14 protein-coding genes and 1 tRNA gene are annotated in these 14,558 nt (G+C 62.5%); 5 read left to right on the top strand and 10 right to left on the bottom strand.

Annotated features, from left to right (window positions below):
- The first annotated feature begins 284 nt into the window (after positions 1–284).
- On the top strand, positions 285–2,081 hold the full coding sequence (locus AM2010_RS03895) for a DEAD/DEAH box helicase (RefSeq protein WP_047805960.1): 1,797 nt from the start codon (positions 285–287) through the stop codon (positions 2,079–2,081).
- A 287-nt stretch (positions 2,082–2,368) separates the two neighbouring features.
- Positions 2,369–2,854 carry a hypothetical protein gene (locus AM2010_RS03890; RefSeq protein ID WP_150115230.1) on the top strand — a complete coding sequence of 162 codons (486 nt, stop codon included), beginning with the start codon at positions 2,369–2,371 and terminating at the stop codon, positions 2,852–2,854.
- 30 nt (positions 2,855–2,884) lie between these two features.
- Here the strand turns inward: AM2010_RS03890 and AM2010_RS03885 are convergent.
- From AM2010_RS03885 to aspS, 9 genes are all read right to left on the bottom strand, one after another.
- Positions 2,885–2,961 (bottom strand) — tRNA-Met (locus tag AM2010_RS03885).
- A gap of 67 nt (positions 2,962–3,028) precedes the next feature.
- Positions 3,029–3,568 (bottom strand): 2'-5' RNA ligase family protein, encoded by a 540-nt coding sequence (locus AM2010_RS03880; RefSeq protein WP_047805958.1) that lies wholly within the window; start codon positions 3,566–3,568, stop codon positions 3,029–3,031.
- Positions 3,565–4,536 (bottom strand): endolytic transglycosylase MltG, encoded by a 972-nt coding sequence (gene mltG / locus AM2010_RS03875; RefSeq protein ID WP_047805957.1) that lies wholly within the window; start codon positions 4,534–4,536, stop codon positions 3,565–3,567. The genes AM2010_RS03880 and mltG overlap by 4 nt, the downstream gene beginning before the upstream one ends.
- 1 nt (position 4,537) lies before the next feature.
- A complete protein-coding gene (fabF, locus tag AM2010_RS03870; RefSeq protein ID WP_047805956.1) occupies positions 4,538–5,797 on the bottom strand; it encodes a beta-ketoacyl-ACP synthase II in 1,260 nt (419 codons plus the stop codon).
- 171 nt (positions 5,798–5,968) lie between these two features.
- Positions 5,969–6,205, bottom strand: a complete 237-nt coding sequence (locus tag AM2010_RS03865) for an acyl carrier protein (RefSeq protein WP_047805955.1) — start codon at positions 6,203–6,205, stop codon at positions 5,969–5,971.
- Between the two features lie 111 nt (positions 6,206–6,316).
- Complete coding sequence (gene yfiB, locus AM2010_RS03860) at positions 6,317–6,850, bottom strand: outer membrane lipoprotein YfiB (protein ID WP_169747778.1); 534 nt, start codon at positions 6,848–6,850, stop codon at positions 6,317–6,319.
- Positions 6,819–8,057 carry a diguanylate cyclase DgcN/YfiN gene (gene dgcN / locus AM2010_RS03855; protein ID WP_047805953.1) on the bottom strand — a complete coding sequence of 413 codons (1,239 nt, stop codon included), beginning with the start codon at positions 8,055–8,057 and terminating at the stop codon, positions 6,819–6,821. The genes yfiB and dgcN overlap by 32 nt, the downstream gene beginning before the upstream one ends.
- Positions 8,054–8,644 carry a regulatory sequestration protein YfiR gene (gene yfiR / locus AM2010_RS03850; protein ID WP_047807672.1) on the bottom strand — a complete coding sequence of 197 codons (591 nt, stop codon included), beginning with the start codon at positions 8,642–8,644 and terminating at the stop codon, positions 8,054–8,056. Before yfiR ends, dgcN begins: the two co-directional genes overlap by 4 nt.
- A gap of 117 nt (positions 8,645–8,761) precedes the next feature.
- Positions 8,762–10,582: an aspartate--tRNA ligase gene (aspS, locus tag AM2010_RS03845; RefSeq protein ID WP_047805952.1), complete on the bottom strand. Its 1,821-nt coding sequence runs from the start codon at positions 10,580–10,582 to the stop codon at positions 8,762–8,764.
- A 155-nt stretch (positions 10,583–10,737) separates the two neighbouring features.
- Here aspS and rnd point away from each other — a divergent pair, with 155 nt between their 5' ends.
- The 3 genes from rnd (at position 10,738) to AM2010_RS03830 (ending at position 13,947) form a co-directional block, all read left to right on the top strand.
- A complete protein-coding gene (gene rnd, locus AM2010_RS03840) occupies positions 10,738–11,940 on the top strand; it encodes a ribonuclease D (RefSeq protein WP_047805951.1) in 1,203 nt (400 codons plus the stop codon).
- The gene (locus AM2010_RS03835) at positions 11,937–12,833 is read left to right on the top strand and encodes a hydrogen peroxide-inducible genes activator (RefSeq protein ID WP_047805950.1); all 897 of its coding nucleotides are present in this window, start codon (positions 11,937–11,939) and stop codon (positions 12,831–12,833) included. The genes rnd and AM2010_RS03835 overlap by 4 nt, the downstream gene beginning before the upstream one ends.
- 202 nt (positions 12,834–13,035) lie before the next feature.
- Positions 13,036–13,947 carry a division plane positioning ATPase MipZ gene (locus AM2010_RS03830; RefSeq protein ID WP_236699398.1) on the top strand — a complete coding sequence of 304 codons (912 nt, stop codon included), beginning with the start codon at positions 13,036–13,038 and terminating at the stop codon, positions 13,945–13,947.
- Here AM2010_RS03830 and pgsA read toward each other — a convergent pair.
- The gene (gene pgsA, locus AM2010_RS03825; protein WP_047805949.1) at positions 13,931–14,524 is read right to left on the bottom strand and encodes a CDP-diacylglycerol--glycerol-3-phosphate 3-phosphatidyltransferase; all 594 of its coding nucleotides are present in this window, start codon (positions 14,522–14,524) and stop codon (positions 13,931–13,933) included. The two genes, AM2010_RS03830 and pgsA, sit on opposite strands and share 17 nt — an antisense overlap.
- Between the last annotated feature and the right edge of the window lie 34 nt (positions 14,525–14,558).

The following is a 14,558-nucleotide window of genomic DNA, read 5'->3' as shown; positions in this document are numbered from 1 at the left end:
ATCGAGCGAACTCGCGCGTCAAACCCGAATACGATTGCTTGTGCCCATAAGTCCGGCAGTCGATGCGGCTGAAATCTGGCCCGATCTCGCCCCCGAACCACCCCCGGCTCGGAGGAGAATCCCACCGTCCGCAGACCTTATCGCATTTTTGGGAAGCCAAACGCCGTGTGTGGGCCTATGGGGCGCAGTGAAACACGCAGGCGATTTGCGTTTCTCCCCAATTTCAGGCGCAATCCTGCCATTGCAGCGCTTCTGCGTGCCCCCTCTTCATACAAGCCGGTGCCATGACATTTCCTGATCTCCCCCCAAGCCTCGAATCCGCTCTTCAAGAACGCGGATATGAAACCGCCACTCCGGTACAGGCCGAAGTTCTCCAACCGGAAGCCCACGGACGGGACCTCGTCGTCTCGGCCCAGACTGGTTCGGGCAAGACCATCGCTTTCGGACTCGCGATGGCGGCCGAACTGCTCGGCACGAACGATCTCGTCCCTCCCGCCAGCGCCCCGCTTGCTCTGGTGATCGCACCAACCAGGGAACTGGCATTGCAGGTCAGTCGCGAGCTCGCGTGGCTGTACGGAAAGACTGGCGCCCGGATCGCGACCTGCGTGGGCGGGATGAACCCGTCGCAGGAACGCAGCGCATTGCGTGCCGGGGCGACCATCGTGGTCGGCACGCCGGGCCGCCTGCGCGATCATCTGGAACGCGGTGCGCTCGACCTGTCCCAACTAGCCGCCGTGGTCCTCGACGAAGCCGACGAGATGCTGGACATGGGCTTTCGCGAGGAACTGGAAGAAATCCTCGATGCCACGCCGCAAACGCGGCGGACATTGCTGTTTTCGGCGACCATGCCGCGCCCGATCGAAGCTCTCGCCCGCCGCTACCAGCGCGATGCCCTGCGCATCGCGACGGTGGGGGACAGCCGGGGGCACGGCGACATTTCCTATCAGGCGGTTACCGTCTCACCGCCTGAAATCGAAAACGCTGTCGTCAATCTCCTGCGCTATCACGAAGCCGACACCGCGATCCTGTTTTGCGCTACCCGCGAAAAGGTCCGGCATCTGCACGCCACCCTTCGGGAACGGGGGTTTGCCGTGGTTGCGCTGTCGGGTGAGCATTCCCAGTCGGAACGAAACCAGGCGCTTCAGGCACTGCGCGATCGCCGGGCGCGAGTTTGCGTTGCGACTGACGTGGCGGCGCGCGGTATTGACCTGCCGTCGCTAAGCCTGGTGGTCCATGTCGAGATACCCCGCGACGCAGAGACCCTGCAACACCGCTCCGGACGCACCGGACGCGCCGGAAGAAAGGGGACGGCGGTCCTCATCGTCCCATTTTCCCGGCGCAGACGCGTCGAAACCATGCTGCGCCACGCCCGGATCGCCGCGGAATGGATTGATGCGCCTGACAGGGATGCGATCAGATCGCGGGATCGCGATCGGCTGCTGGAAAAACTGATGGAACCGGTCGACATCGACGACGGCGATCGCGAGCTAGCCGATCGCCTGTTGGCCGAGCGGTCTCCGGCAGAAATTGCGGCGATGCTCGTCCATTCTCATCGCTCGAAGATGCCTGAGCCGGAAGATCTGATCGCCAACACCCCCGAAGCCCGGCGAGAGGCGCAGAAGGAACGCCACCGTCCCGGTTTCGAGGACGTGGTGTGGTTTCGCATGGACATCGGGCGTCGTCGGAATGCCGATCCCCGCTGGATTCTGCCCCTGCTTTGCCGCCGCGGCCATATCACGCGAAACGAAATCGGCGCCATTCGTATCGGGCCGGACGAAACCTATTTTCAGATTCCGCGCAATATTGCGGAGAAATTCGCCGACGCCGCTGCAAGAACGGTGTTGAGCGACGACGATGATGAACCGGTGACGATTGAGCTGTCCGAATCCGGACCTCGCGATGCCGCGAAAGGTAACCGCAAGCGCCATCACTCTCACGACAAGGGCGGAGGCCCTCGCGCGAAAGCTCGACCCGGCGGAAAGAAGTTCGAACGAAACAAGGGCAAGGACCGCCCGCACCCCGACAAGGGCGGTAAGCGGGGCAAGGGCCCCAAGCCCGCCCCTGCAGGCAAGCCCAAGTAACCTGCGAGCCATACTGGCAGTGTTAGCGGAGGGAGGGGTTCGCCCCTGACACGCGAATTGTAATCGGCCGCTCCTGCCGAGAAGCTGGACTTTGGGCCCGCGCAAGGCCTAACCTCCAGCTTCGACGGGGGTGTATGACCGAATTCGATATTACATTTGAACTGTTTACGTTACTCTTGGGTCTCACCATGACCGAGGTTCTGGCGGGCTACGTCCGCGCCTTCAAACTGCGTAGCCGCATCCGTCATAGTCGATCTACCTCGAGCTATTCAGATACGAACAGCTCAATGCAGCAGGTGAGGATCGGCTGGCTGGTGCCGCTGTCCGCAGCGGTCGTACTGTTCCACCAAGCCACCTTCTGGCTGTTCATGTACGAGGTGCAGGGCAATGTCCCACTCCACCTGTTGAGCCTCGTCTGCGTGCTCGCCGTTATTGGCTGGTATTACCTGATCAGCGCTGCGCTCTGGCCTGACGAGCCCGAGACATGGCCCGATTTTGACGAGTACTACATGGCACATCGCCGCTTCATCTGGGTCGGCATAATCGCGATCGGGGTCCTGGTCGAAATTGGATACAAGGTTTTCTCGCAAGAGCGTGAGATCGACGCGCCCGCGTGGATGATCCAGCTTGTCGACCTGACCGATATATTCGGCACGTTGATCCTGCTGGCCATGCCCTTCGTCAAATCGCGCCGCTGGGCCGCCATCCTGCTCGGGGCCATCGTGGCCCATTTCGTCGTCATCACGGCCTTCACGCCGTGGACCTTCGTCTGAACGCGGTGCGCAGTGGCTATCAATGCGTTATGGTAGCGGAGGAGGGACTTGAACCCCCGACACGCGGATTATGATTCCGCTGCTCTAACCACCTGAGCTACTCCGCCCCATGGGCATTGCCGATCGCGAAGCGAGCTCGGCGTGCCCTTGCCGAAGCAAGGACAGGCGGCGCATTTAGGGCCGGCTTGAGGCCCGGTCAACCTCGCTTTTTCCCCGGAACGGCCATCGCCGCACCAGATCCCACGGACCACCGCGATATCGGTGCATGGCAAGGCCGGTAAAGCGGAATTCGCGCGGTTCGATCTGGGCCATCAGCGCCATCTGCAATTCCTTTGCCACGCGGTTCGAAACCTTGTTCTGGACCGTGATGTGCAACCTCGGCTCCGCCTGATCCTGAGCAGACAGCAGACCGTGCAGTTCCTCCGCAAGCTGGCGGCGCAGCATGAGCATACCGGGGCTGACCAGGCGTAGCGCTGTCCCCCCGCCCAAAGACATAATACCGTCCAGAAGTGCCGGAACCGGTGCGTATTCCGCCGTCATGCTGGCGAGGCGTCCGCTCATCTCGGCTTCGGCGCCCGGGGGCAGCGCATGGAACAGCGTGACGTGTGCTTCCAGCACGTTGCGATCCGGCGGATAATGTGTGCTGCGCAGCCGGGTCGCCCAACGGTGAAGATCGGGCGGCAGCTCGGCCGTCACGATCAGCGCCCCGGTCACATTTCCCCGCGTTTCCGGCGAAGATCGAACCACTTGTCCACCGCATCCTGATGCGCGGCGTAGTCGGCGTTGAACTCGTGCCCGCCGGTGCCATCCGCCACCATATAAAGCGCGTCGGTCGTCGCCGGATCGAGTACGGCTGCAATGCTTTCGCGGCCGGGATTGGTGATCGGGCCTTTCGGCAGCCCGGCCATGGCATAGGTGTTGTAGTCGTTGACCGCCGCGATCTCCGACTGGCGGATTCTGCGGCCCAGCGGCCTCCCACGGGTTATCGGATATATGATCGTCGGGTCCGCCTGAAGGTACATGCCCTGCTTCAACCGGTTCGAATAAAGGCCCGCGACCATCCTGCGTTCGCTGGGGAGCGCGGTTTCCTTCTCCACGATCGAAGCCAGCGTCACCGCCTCTTCCACGGTGTCGACCGCAATATCAGGGCCTCTGCGGGGCCAGGCCTCGGCCAGATAGTTACGCATGGCGGCCTGCATTCGCGCCAGCACCGCGGTGCGTGCTTCCCCCCGCTCGAAATCGTAGGTGTCGGGCAGCACCGACCCTTCTTCCGGTACCGGGATCTCTCCGGTCAGAAGCGGTTCCGCTATCAGCCTTTCATGGATCAATATCGAGGGGGTGCCCTCGGGAATGGTGATGAAGCGCCGGATTACGTCGCCTTGCTGGAAAGTATCGAGAATGCCGCCCATTCCGATACCGGCCGGCAGCAGGAATTCCCCCGCCTGGATTGGATCGGACCCGCCAAACAGCTTCGCTCGGAGGAGAAACCCGTCCGCCGAAGTGATCAGGCCCTCGTTTTCCAGCTTGTGCGCGACAGCGGTCAGCGTCGAGCCGGAGGGAACGATAAACGCCGTTTCCTCCTCCACCTGAGCATTGCCGAAGGCGAACCTGGCCCCGAACACGGCAGCCAACAGCGCAAGGGCGCCAAGCACCGCGATGGCCAGGCAGCCCTTGCGCCGCATGTCAGTCGACCTTCTTCATCACCAGGCTGGCGTTGGTACCGCCGAAACCGAAACTGTTGTTCAGCACGGCAGAAACTTCACGCTTCTTTGCGTTGTGGGGGACCAGGTCGACGCCTTCGGTGCCCTCGTCCGGGTTGTCTAGATTGAGCGTCGGCGGGACGATCTGATCGCGGATCGCAAGGATACAGAAAATGCTCTCCACCGCACCGGCGCCGCCCAGAAGGTGACCAATGGCCGATTTCGTGCTCGACATCGAGGCACCGCCAAGATCATCCCCCAGAACGCGCTTCACCGCGCCGAGTTCAATCGTATCGGCCATCGTGGACGTTCCGTGGGCATTGACATAATCGATGTCGCCTTCGCCCAGCCCCGCCTTCTTGATCGCCATGCGCATGGCCAGTTCGGCGCCCTTCCCTTCGGGATGGGGCGCGGTCACGTGGTAGGCGTCACCCGAAAGACCGTATCCGACCACTTCGGCATAAATTTTCGCGCCGCGTGCCTTGGCATGTTCGTATTCTTCGAGCACGACCACGCCGGCCCCCTCGCCCATAACGAAACCATCGCGATCACGGTCGTAAGGGCGGCTCGCCTTCTCCGGGTTGTCGTTCATGCTCATATTGAGAGCACGCGCCTGCGCGAAGCCGGCAACGCCGAGGGGGTTGATGGTCGATTCCGCACCGCCCGCCAACATCACGTCGGCATCGCCATCGCGGATCATCCGCGCGGCATCGCCGATCGAATGAGCGCCGGTGGAGCAGGCAGTAACTACGGCGTGGTTGGGGCCCATCAGCCCGTACTTGATCGACACCTGGCCACTGATGAGGTTGATCAGCCGACCGTGGACAAAATGAGGGGAGACCCGGCCAGGTCCGCGTTCGTGCAGGACGATCGATTCGCTTTCGATTCCCGGCAATCCGCCGATCCCCGAACCAATCGAAACGCCCGTGCGCAGCTTCAGATCGTCGTCCATCTCGACAAGACCGGCATCTTCCAGCGCCTGACCAGCGGCATCGATACCATAGACGATGAAGGGATCGACCTGGCGCTGCACCTTGTGATCGACACGCTTGTCGGGGTCGAAACCCCATGCGTGATCCTTGGGCTTCACCTCGCAGGCGATGGTGCACTTCTGGTTGCTCGCATCGAAACGGGTGATGGTTCCCGCCCCGCTCTTGCCCTCGATCAGGTTGGCCCAGGTGGTTTCGACATCACCGCCAAGCGGGGTGACAAGACCCAATCCAGTAACGACCACACGGCGCATCTGTATCTCCGAATATCCGATAAATCCGCCAGATAGAACAACAGGCCCAACCCGTCCGGGCTGAGCCTGCTCGTTCCCGGCTATGCGGAAACTGCCCCTTCCCTTCGCTCGTTCCCTGCCTGCGCGGCTGCGGGGCAGGAATCAGGCGAACGGAAGCGGCCTTCCGCCGGCTTAGCCTTTGTGTTCTTCGATGTACTTCGTCGCGTCGCCGACAGTGGTGATCTTTTCGGCCGCATCGTCCGGGATCTCGACCCCGAATTCTTCTTCGAATGCCATTACCAGCTCGACGATGTCGAGGCTGTCAGCGCCCAGGTCATCGATGAAGCTCGCATCCTGCGTGACCTTGTCGGCTTCGACGCCCAGATGCTCGACAACGATCTTCTGCACGCGGTCGGCGGTATCGCTCATGTTATGCCCTCTTGGATTGGGGTTAGGAATTGGCTTTCGCCCTAATGAACGCCGGCCCCGCTGGCAAGTGCCTGACATGCAAACGCGTGGGCAGGCCGCTTTTGCATTCTTTCACACAGGAAGCACGGCAGTGGGGGTGACTATGATAACAACCCTGCGGTTCTGGCTGCGGCCCGCTTCCGTTTCGTTGGTATCGATGGGATCGGTTTCCCCCATCCCGAGAACCTGCATGGCGCCAGCATCCATCCCACCGGATGCGAGCGCCCGCATGACAGTTTCGGCCCGTCGATAGGACAGTTCCTGATTGTAGTCTTCGGCTCCGACAGAATCGGTATGTCCTTCGATCCGGGCTCCGAGAATGCCGACATCCGACAGCGCCGTCGCCATCTCCCTCAACGCCGCCCGCCGTTCCGCCAACAATTCGGAGCTGTCGAATTCGAACAGCAGTCGATCAGGAATACCCAGCAGATAGTTGCCGTCTTCGCGAGAGAACCCGGCCTTTTCCAGCGCGGCCACCTGTTCGGGTGTGAAATCAGGCTGGGCGGGCACGGTTTGGCAGGCCGCGACCAGGCCCAGGCCGACAGCGACGATCAAGACGCGCAGTCGAAGGAAACTAGCTCGCATCAACCGGTTCGCTCGGAACATTCTTCTTCTCCTGATACATGCGTTTGTCGGCCACGCGCAGCAGTTCGCGCCAGTTGTCGCCATCTCGCGGATAGACCGCACGCCCCAGGCTCACGCTGAGCTGCCGTTCCTTGCGCAAGGCCAGGGTGAAAGGTTCGGCCATCGCGTCGCGGATGCTGTCGCAAATGTCGCTGACGAAAGTCTCCTCGCCGGTCTGGGGCAGAACCACCGCGAACTCGTCGCCGCCGAACCGATATATGTGCCCGCAATCGCCAACGCTGTTCTGCAAACGATCGGCAATCGCGCACAGAACCATGTCGCCGACGTCGTGGCCGAAATCGTCGTTGATGGCCTTGAAATCGTTGCAATCGAGATAGAGGACCGCAAACGAGGTCCCCTCCGATCGGGCCCGTTCGATAATATGCCGGCTATCGCGTTCGAACCGCCGCCGCCCGGCCAGCCCGGTCAGCGCGTCGTGCTCCGCCCGTCGCGCGAGTTCGACATTTTCAGACAACAACGCCTCGTGCCAGCTTTGCAGTTCAGCCAGCAATGCATTGAAATCTCGGGCGAAACGGTCGATCTCCGCAATTCCCGACACAGTAACGCGACGCCCGAACGTACGATCGGCGCGAACGGCATGGGCGATCTCGCCAACATGTTCCAGCGGAGCGACGACCGCTTCCTCCAGCCGCCGGGCAAGTACGCGTGTGGCAATGATCGTCAGGCCGAGGCAGCACAGCGCGATGATGAAACCGGTCGTTGCATAATGCAGCATATCGGCGAGGCTGCCGTGCACGGTCACCGATCCGATCTCCCGCCCCCCGCTTGCGACCGGAACGACCACGGCCGGCCCGCGGAGTGCCCCGGAAACAAGCGCTTCCACCGAGCCGGTGAGACCGTCATGATCGGTTTCCCAGTCCGCCAGCGGATTGCCGCGCGCGTCGGTGACGACGATGCGGTCCGCGCCGCCGATATTACCGATCGTCTCGATCGCATCGCTTATCGCGCCTGCGTCGTCGAACAGAACGGCCGGTTCGACCGCGTAGCTGACGGTGCGCGCCGTAAGGACCGCGTTGGCAGCGGAGTGGCTGCGAATCAGCATGACGCCGCTGACGGTCAAGGTCACTGCGGCAAGCAAGACCGCCAGGATGACCAGGCGGAAATGCCCCCTCGCCAGCATCTTGCGCAAGGGCAGGCCCTCGGTCGGGGCGCGATCGGCGGCGCTCATTGCGATGCCCCCATGCCCATGCGCAGAACCCGCGGATCGATCCTGACGCGGGATCGCGAGACGGCATCGATGTTCAACCGGAAGGACAGCGAATCCGCCTCGAACAGCAGGCAGATCATCGCGTGGCTACGACAGGCGGGGTCATTCTCTGCCACAGTCAGTGCGGGACGGTCGCGAAAGGCGTCGGTCACGGCGCGCTGCTCCACAATCGACATACGTCCGACATAGACGATCTGACAATTCATCGCACCGACGTTCCGCGGGGTGACCGATGTCGCGAGAATACCCGTTTCGCGCGCAAACTCCACGGAGGTCAGCCCCCCGGCATGATCGGTCGGCTGCACCAGACACAAACGTAGCGTTTCGGGTCGATCCGGCCAATGGGTGAAGCTTGCCAGAAGCGTCACCATTCTTGCCACCGGCTGTTCGTAGGGATTCGCTTCGTTGGCGAGCGGAAGGCCCACCTCAGTCCGCGGTGCGGCGGCCGCTTCGGGCGCCACGCCGCCTGCAAACACCGCGGCGACGATTATGGCGAGGGCAATGCCAACGACAGGCCGCCGCACCCTGACGAGTGCTTGCGACCCCATGATAATTGCGAGCAATCCCCCCTTCATGCAGAATGCCCCGACGCTATCGCCGGTGATCGCCCGTCAGGGCCCGCCCCATCAGGCAGGTTGGAAAGTTCCGCCCCCCCGAAATCACGATCAGGAATCCCCTGCCCGATCCACGCGCGTCGTATCCGCCCCTTCGGGCTTGGGTGCTTCCAGCGTGCGGATATGCACGTCGCGCAGCTGGCGCGGGCTGACGAGCGATGGGGCGCCCATCATCAGATCCTGCGCACGCTGGTTCAGCGGGAAGGCGATCACCTCGCGGATATTGGGCTCATCTGCCAGCAGCATCACGATCCGATCGATCCCCGGTGCCGAGCCGCCGTGCGGCGGTGCACCGAGCTTGAACGCCTCGATCATGCCGGAGAAGTTCGCGTCGACATCCTCGCGCGTGTACCCGGCGATTTCGAACGCCTTGTACATGATATCGGGACGATGGTTCCGGATCGCGCCGCTCGACAGTTCGTATCCGTTGCAGACGATGTCGTACTGCCAGGCTTTGATCTCCAGCGGGTCCATCGTTTCCAGCGCCTCCATCTCGCCTTGCGGCATCGAGAACGGGTTGTGGCTGAAATCGACCTTCTTCTGATCCTCGTCGTACTCGAACATCGGGAAATCGACGATCCAGCAGAACTTGAAGCATCCCTGTTCGATCAGGCCCAGTTCTTCACCCACGCGGGTGCGGGCGGCACCGGCCAGCTTGGCCGCGTCCTTTTCCTTGCCCGCGGCGAAGAACAGTCCGTCGTTTTCACCGAGACCGAGTTCGGCATAGAGTTTTTCCATGCCCTCGGTCCCGTGGTTTTTGGCGATCGGACCGCCGAACTCGCCGCCCTTGCGGGTCACGTAGCCGAGCCCGGCGAAGCCTTCGCGGCGCGCCCAGTCGTTCATCTCGTCGAAGAACTTCCGGCTCTTTTCATGCGTGTTCGGCGCGGGGACCACGCGCACGCGCCCGCCGCTGCCGACGATCTTCTCGAACAGGCCGAAGCCGGACGCCGCGAAGTGATCGGTCACATCGCTGATGATCAGCGGGTTGCGCAGATCCGGCTTGTCGGTTCCGTACTTCAGGATGGCTTCGGCGTAAGGAATGCGGGGGAACTCGCCCGCCGGCGTCACCGTTTTTCCATTCGCGAACTCTTCGAACACCCCGGCGAGCACCGGCTCGATCGCCTGGAAGACATCTTCCTGCGTAACGAAGCTCATTTCGAAATCGAGCTGGTAGAACTCCGGGCTGCGATCGGCACGAAGGTCCTCGTCGCGGAAACAGGGCGCGATCTGGAAATAGCGATCGAAGCCGGCAACCATCAGCAGCTGCTTGAACATCTGCGGCGCCTGGGGAAGCGCGTAGAAGCGTCCGGGGTGCAGCCGGCTGGGTACGAGGTAGTCGCGCGCGCCTTCGGGACTGGAAGCGCCCAGGATCGGCGTCTGGAACTCGGTAAAACCCTGGTCGGTCATGCGGCGCCTGATCGAGGTGATCACCTGGCTGCGCAGCATGATGTTGCGATGCATCGTCTCGCGCCGCAGATCGACGAAGCGGTATTTCAGGCGAATGTCCTCGGGATAATCCTGTTCGCCCGCCACCGGCAGGGGCAGCTCTTCCGCCCGGCTCTGAACGCTGACGCCGCGGGCGAACACTTCGATCTCGCCAGTCGGCAGGTTGGCATTCACCGTGCCTTCGCCCCGCGCCTTCACGGTACCGTCGATCGTTACGACCGATTCCAGCTTGAGCGCTTCGAGAACGGGCAGCGCCTCGCTATCTTCATCAGCGACGATCTGCGTCATTCCGTAATGATCGCGAAGATCGACGAACAGAACGCCGCCGTGATCGCGTTTGCGATGGATCCAGCCCGACAGGCGAACCGTGTCGCCAACGTTCGCCTTGGTCAGCTGTGCGCAGTTGTGGGTTCGATAGGCGTGCATCTAAAATCTTTCCATTTTCGGAGCTATGGCGCTAAGGGCGCGCCAGCGAACGGCGCACTGCGCATATCGCGCGCGCTAACAGGGCAAGGACGGAGCTTTGTCAAGGCACCGGGCAGGCCGAGCGGCGGTACTCCGCCCGACGACAGAAAAGACCTATGAAGATACATGACCTGATTACCACCACCGACGAGCTCGCCGAACTGTGCGAGCGCCTGGCGAAATCCGACTTCGTTTCCGTCGATACCGAGTTCATGCGCGAAAATACCTACTGGCCGGAATTGTGCCTGGTGCAGATCGCGAACGAGGAAGAGGCAGCAGCAGTCGACCCGCTCGCCGACGGGATCGATCTGGCCCCCCTTCTCGATCTGATGTGCGACAACGAAGACGTGCTGAAGGTTTTCCACGCCGGCGGGCAGGATGTGGAGATCATCTACAACCTCACCGGCAAGACGCCGCATCCGATCTTCGATACGCAGATCGCAATGATGGCAATCAGTCAGTCGGAGCAGATCGGCTATGCCAATCTGGTCGAGGCGTGGCTGGGCATTACCGTCGACAAGGGTGCCCGTTTCACCGACTGGAGCCGCCGCCCGCTGACCGCGCGCCAGATCGAATATGCGATTGGCGACGTGACGCATTTGTCGAAGATCTTCCCCAAGATCCTGCGCAAGCTGATCAAGACCGGTCGCGGCGAATGGCTCGATGCCGAGATGGAGAAGCTGGCCGACCCGGCGAACTATCGCAACGATGCCGGCGATGCATGGCGCCGCATTCGCCAGGCCGGGCGTAATCCGGCGGTCCTTGGCCGTCTCAAGGCTCTCGCCGCGTGGCGCGAGGGCGAAGCGCAGCACAAGAACATTCCGCGCGGGCGCATCATGCGCGATGAAACGCTGGCGGATATCGCCAGCCATCCGCCGAAGAAGCAAAGCGATCTGGTCAAAGTCCGCGGCCTGTCGAATGCGTGGAAAGACAATGACATCGGGAAGCGGCTGCTGAAGGTCCTGGAAAAGGCCGAACCGCTTCCGGCCGACGAAATGCCGGACAAGCCGAAGCGGGGCGCGCCCCTGGGCAAGGAGGGCGCACTGGTGGCCGATCTGCTCAAGCTCCTGCTCAAGATCCGCACGCGCGAAATCGACGTGGCCGCGCGCCTGCTGACCCGTTCGGACGAGATGGAAGCGCTCGCCGCCGGGGTACGCAAGCTGCCGATCCTCGAAGGATGGCGTTTCGAAGTGTTCGGTCGCGATGCTCTGGAACTGGTCGAAGGCAAGCTGGCCTTCGCCGTGAAGGGCGGCAAGCTGAATATGACCCATATCGATGATATGCCAGGCGACATGGCAGAGGCGCGAGCCGCCGAGTGAGCACTTACCTGCCTACGATCAAACAGTTGCAGTACCTGGTTGCGCTGCACGAACACGGTCATTTCGGACGCGCGGCGGAGGCGAGCTTCGTATCGCAATCGACGCTGTCCGCGGGGATTCGCGAACTTGAATCGCTGCTGGGTGTGACGCTGGTAGAGCGCAGCCGGCGGGTCGTACGGTTCACGACACTGGGCGAACAGGTCGTCGAGAAAGCTCATCGCCTGCTGCGCGAGGCGGAGGAGTTGTCCGATCTCGTCCGCGCAAGCGGCAAGCCGCTATCGGGTACATTGCGGATGAGCGTGATCCCGACGATCGCGCCTTTCATGCTGCCCCGTATCCTGCCCCGGTTGCGTGCGGAACGGCCCGACCTCAAGCTGTTTCTGCGCGAAGAAACCAGCCACGACGCAGTGGAAAGCCTGCACCACGGCCGGGTCGATTGCGTTCTCCTGGCGCTGCCCTTCGCCACTGGGGAGGTGGAGCAGGCGCACATTGCCAACGATCGCCTCTATGTCGCATTCCCGCAGGACGACCCGCGCGATCCGCCCGCTGTCGTTCCTCCGTCCATGATCGACGAAGGACGGCTGTTGCTGCTCGAAGACGGGCACTGCCTCAAGGAACACGCTCTGGCTGCCTGCAACCGACCGGAACTGCGCGCGTCCGCCACAATGATCGGAACCTCGCTGCACACTCTCGTGCAGATGGTGAACAACGATCTTGGCCTGACGATGTTGCCGGAAATGGCGATTGAGGCGGGCATCCTGCACGACACCCAGATCGTCGCACGGCCGCTGAAATCGCAGGCCGCCAGTCGCGAGATCGCGCTGATCTGGCGAAAGAACTCTCCACGCAAGGCGGATTTCGAGCTTCTCGCGGAAGAGCTGCGCGCCGGCTGATCGGCACCCGGTTGGCAAACCTGCACCCTCGCCCCGAAGACAGGCGCAGGGTGGTGTTTGTAAAATTGTGGTAGAACCTGTGGATAACTGATTCGCTAGGCGCTGGCTGGGGAACTGCGCGGTGTGGAAAGATATTGAATATCCAAGGGATTGCCACGAGTCATCTGGCACGCGCTGGACCGACGGAGAACATCCGGAGGTCGTGGTTGCCGATGTGGCTGCGCATGTTCCCGCCGGCAAAGTAATCACATTCGCGAACGAAAAGGGCGGAGTCGGCAAATCGACCCTGGCCTTGCACTGCGCAGTTTCCCTGGCGCATTCCGGGTTTCGGGTCGTCGCGATTGATCTCGATGCCAGGCAGGCGACACTCGATCAAAGTCTGTGCTTCCGCGAAGGCACCGCGCGCGTTCTGGGGGTCGACCTGCCGATGCCCCGCCATGCCATTCTGCACCGCCCCGCCGCCGCCCAGTTGCAGCAGGAAATCAATCGCCTTGATGCAACGCCCGATTTCGTCGTGCTCGATGCGCCGGGGGCCGACAGCCCGATATTCCGGCGCGCCGTGGCCGCCGCTGAAACGCTGGTGACCCCAATCAATGCTTCGTTCGCCGATCTTCAGGTCCTTGGCCGGACTGATCCGGTGTCGGGCCGCCCCGGCGCTGCGGCCTGCTTCGGACGAACGGTTGCGGCCTTGCGCAACGCGCGGCGAGATCTCGGCCTGGCGCCGATCGACTGGCTCGTCGCCAAGAACCGGGTGCGCATGTCGGAGCGGCGACAGATCGATCGCGTCGATGCGGCCCTGTCCGGTTTGGCGAAACAGCAGAATTTTCGGATCGGGCACGGCCTTTCGGAACGGGTCGCCTTCCGCGAATTGTTCCAGTTCGGGCTGACCCACCTCGATCTGCGACTGCTTCCCGACATGGTCCGGGCGAGCAAAGCCACCCTGGCGGAGATTGAAAGGCTCACCGCGGAACTCTTCCCCGCAGGATCGCCAGCCACCCGCGCACCTGCCGCTCCCACATCGGCACCGACCGTCCGCGCATCGCGGCGCGCGCGCAGCGCCTATCGCGAGGCGCTGGCGGCGGCTGCGCACGGCACGGTCAATCCATGTATTTGACCCCGACCCGCAGGTAATCCCATCCGGTAACCAGCGTCAGGATCGCCGCCGTCCACAACGTCACAATTCCGACCAGGTGCGGGACGTTGAAGATCGCTGCCCCCATCTGCATGTTCCATCCGGGCAAGGCGCCTGCCAGGATCAGCGCGCCGAGCGAAACCATCTGGGCCGCCGTCTTCCATTTTGCCAGCTTGCTGACTGGAACCGAGACCTGCAAGGGGCCGAGAAATTCGCGCAGCCCGGACACGGCGATCTCTCGCATGAGAATGACCAGTCCCGCGATAACGTGAAAATCGCCCGCCACCGGCCCGCGCAGCCAGCCTTGTGCAGTCAGCACCAGAATGACGGCAGCGACCATAATCTTGTCCGCTATGGGATCGAGAAACACGCCCAGCTTCGATACCGTGCCGCTGGCACGCGCCAGATAGCCATCGAAATAGTCGGTAATGCCCATCAGGCAGTAAAGCGCGAAAGCCATAAGATAACCGAATGCCCAACCGGGCCACCACAGCAGGAACACCAGCAGCGGGATGGTCACAATTCGCGAAAGCGTGAGGATATTGGGCAGGTTCAGCACGGCAGTTCCTTCCTAGCGCGTCCCTGCTCCGGGC

It is taken from the genome of Pelagerythrobacter marensis, from assembly GCF_001028625.1.
GTDB classification, from domain to species: Bacteria; Pseudomonadota; Alphaproteobacteria; order Sphingomonadales; family Sphingomonadaceae; genus Pelagerythrobacter; species Pelagerythrobacter marensis.
Note: the sequence above shows the minus strand (reverse complement) of the source record. Positions and strands in the feature narration are given on the sequence as shown.

Coding starts and splice junctions, on each gene's coding strand:
- AM2010_RS03865 (WP_047805955.1), bottom strand. CDS start 6,205: ATGAGCGATACCGCCGACCGCGTGCAGAAGATCGTTGTCGAGCATCTG.
- rnd (WP_047805951.1), top strand. CDS start 10,738: ATGAAGATACATGACCTGATTACCACCACCGACGAGCTCGCCGAACTG.
- dgcN (WP_047805953.1), bottom strand. CDS start 8,057: ATGAGCGCCGCCGATCGCGCCCCGACCGAGGGCCTGCCCTTGCGCAAG.
- yfiB (WP_169747778.1), bottom strand. CDS start 6,850: ATGTTCCGAGCGAACCGGTTGATGCGAGCTAGTTTCCTTCGACTGCGC.
- mltG (WP_047805957.1), bottom strand. CDS start 4,536: ATGCGGCGCAAGGGCTGCCTGGCCATCGCGGTGCTTGGCGCCCTTGCG.
- aspS (WP_047805952.1), bottom strand. CDS start 10,582: ATGCACGCCTATCGAACCCACAACTGCGCACAGCTGACCAAGGCGAAC.
- AM2010_RS03895 (WP_047805960.1), top strand. CDS start 285: ATGACATTTCCTGATCTCCCCCCAAGCCTCGAATCCGCTCTTCAAGAA.
- yfiR (WP_047807672.1), bottom strand. CDS start 8,644: ATGGGGTCGCAAGCACTCGTCAGGGTGCGGCGGCCTGTCGTTGGCATT.
- fabF (WP_047805956.1), bottom strand. CDS start 5,797: ATGCGCCGTGTGGTCGTTACTGGATTGGGTCTTGTCACCCCGCTTGGC.
- AM2010_RS03890 (WP_150115230.1), top strand. CDS start 2,369: ATGCAGCAGGTGAGGATCGGCTGGCTGGTGCCGCTGTCCGCAGCGGTC.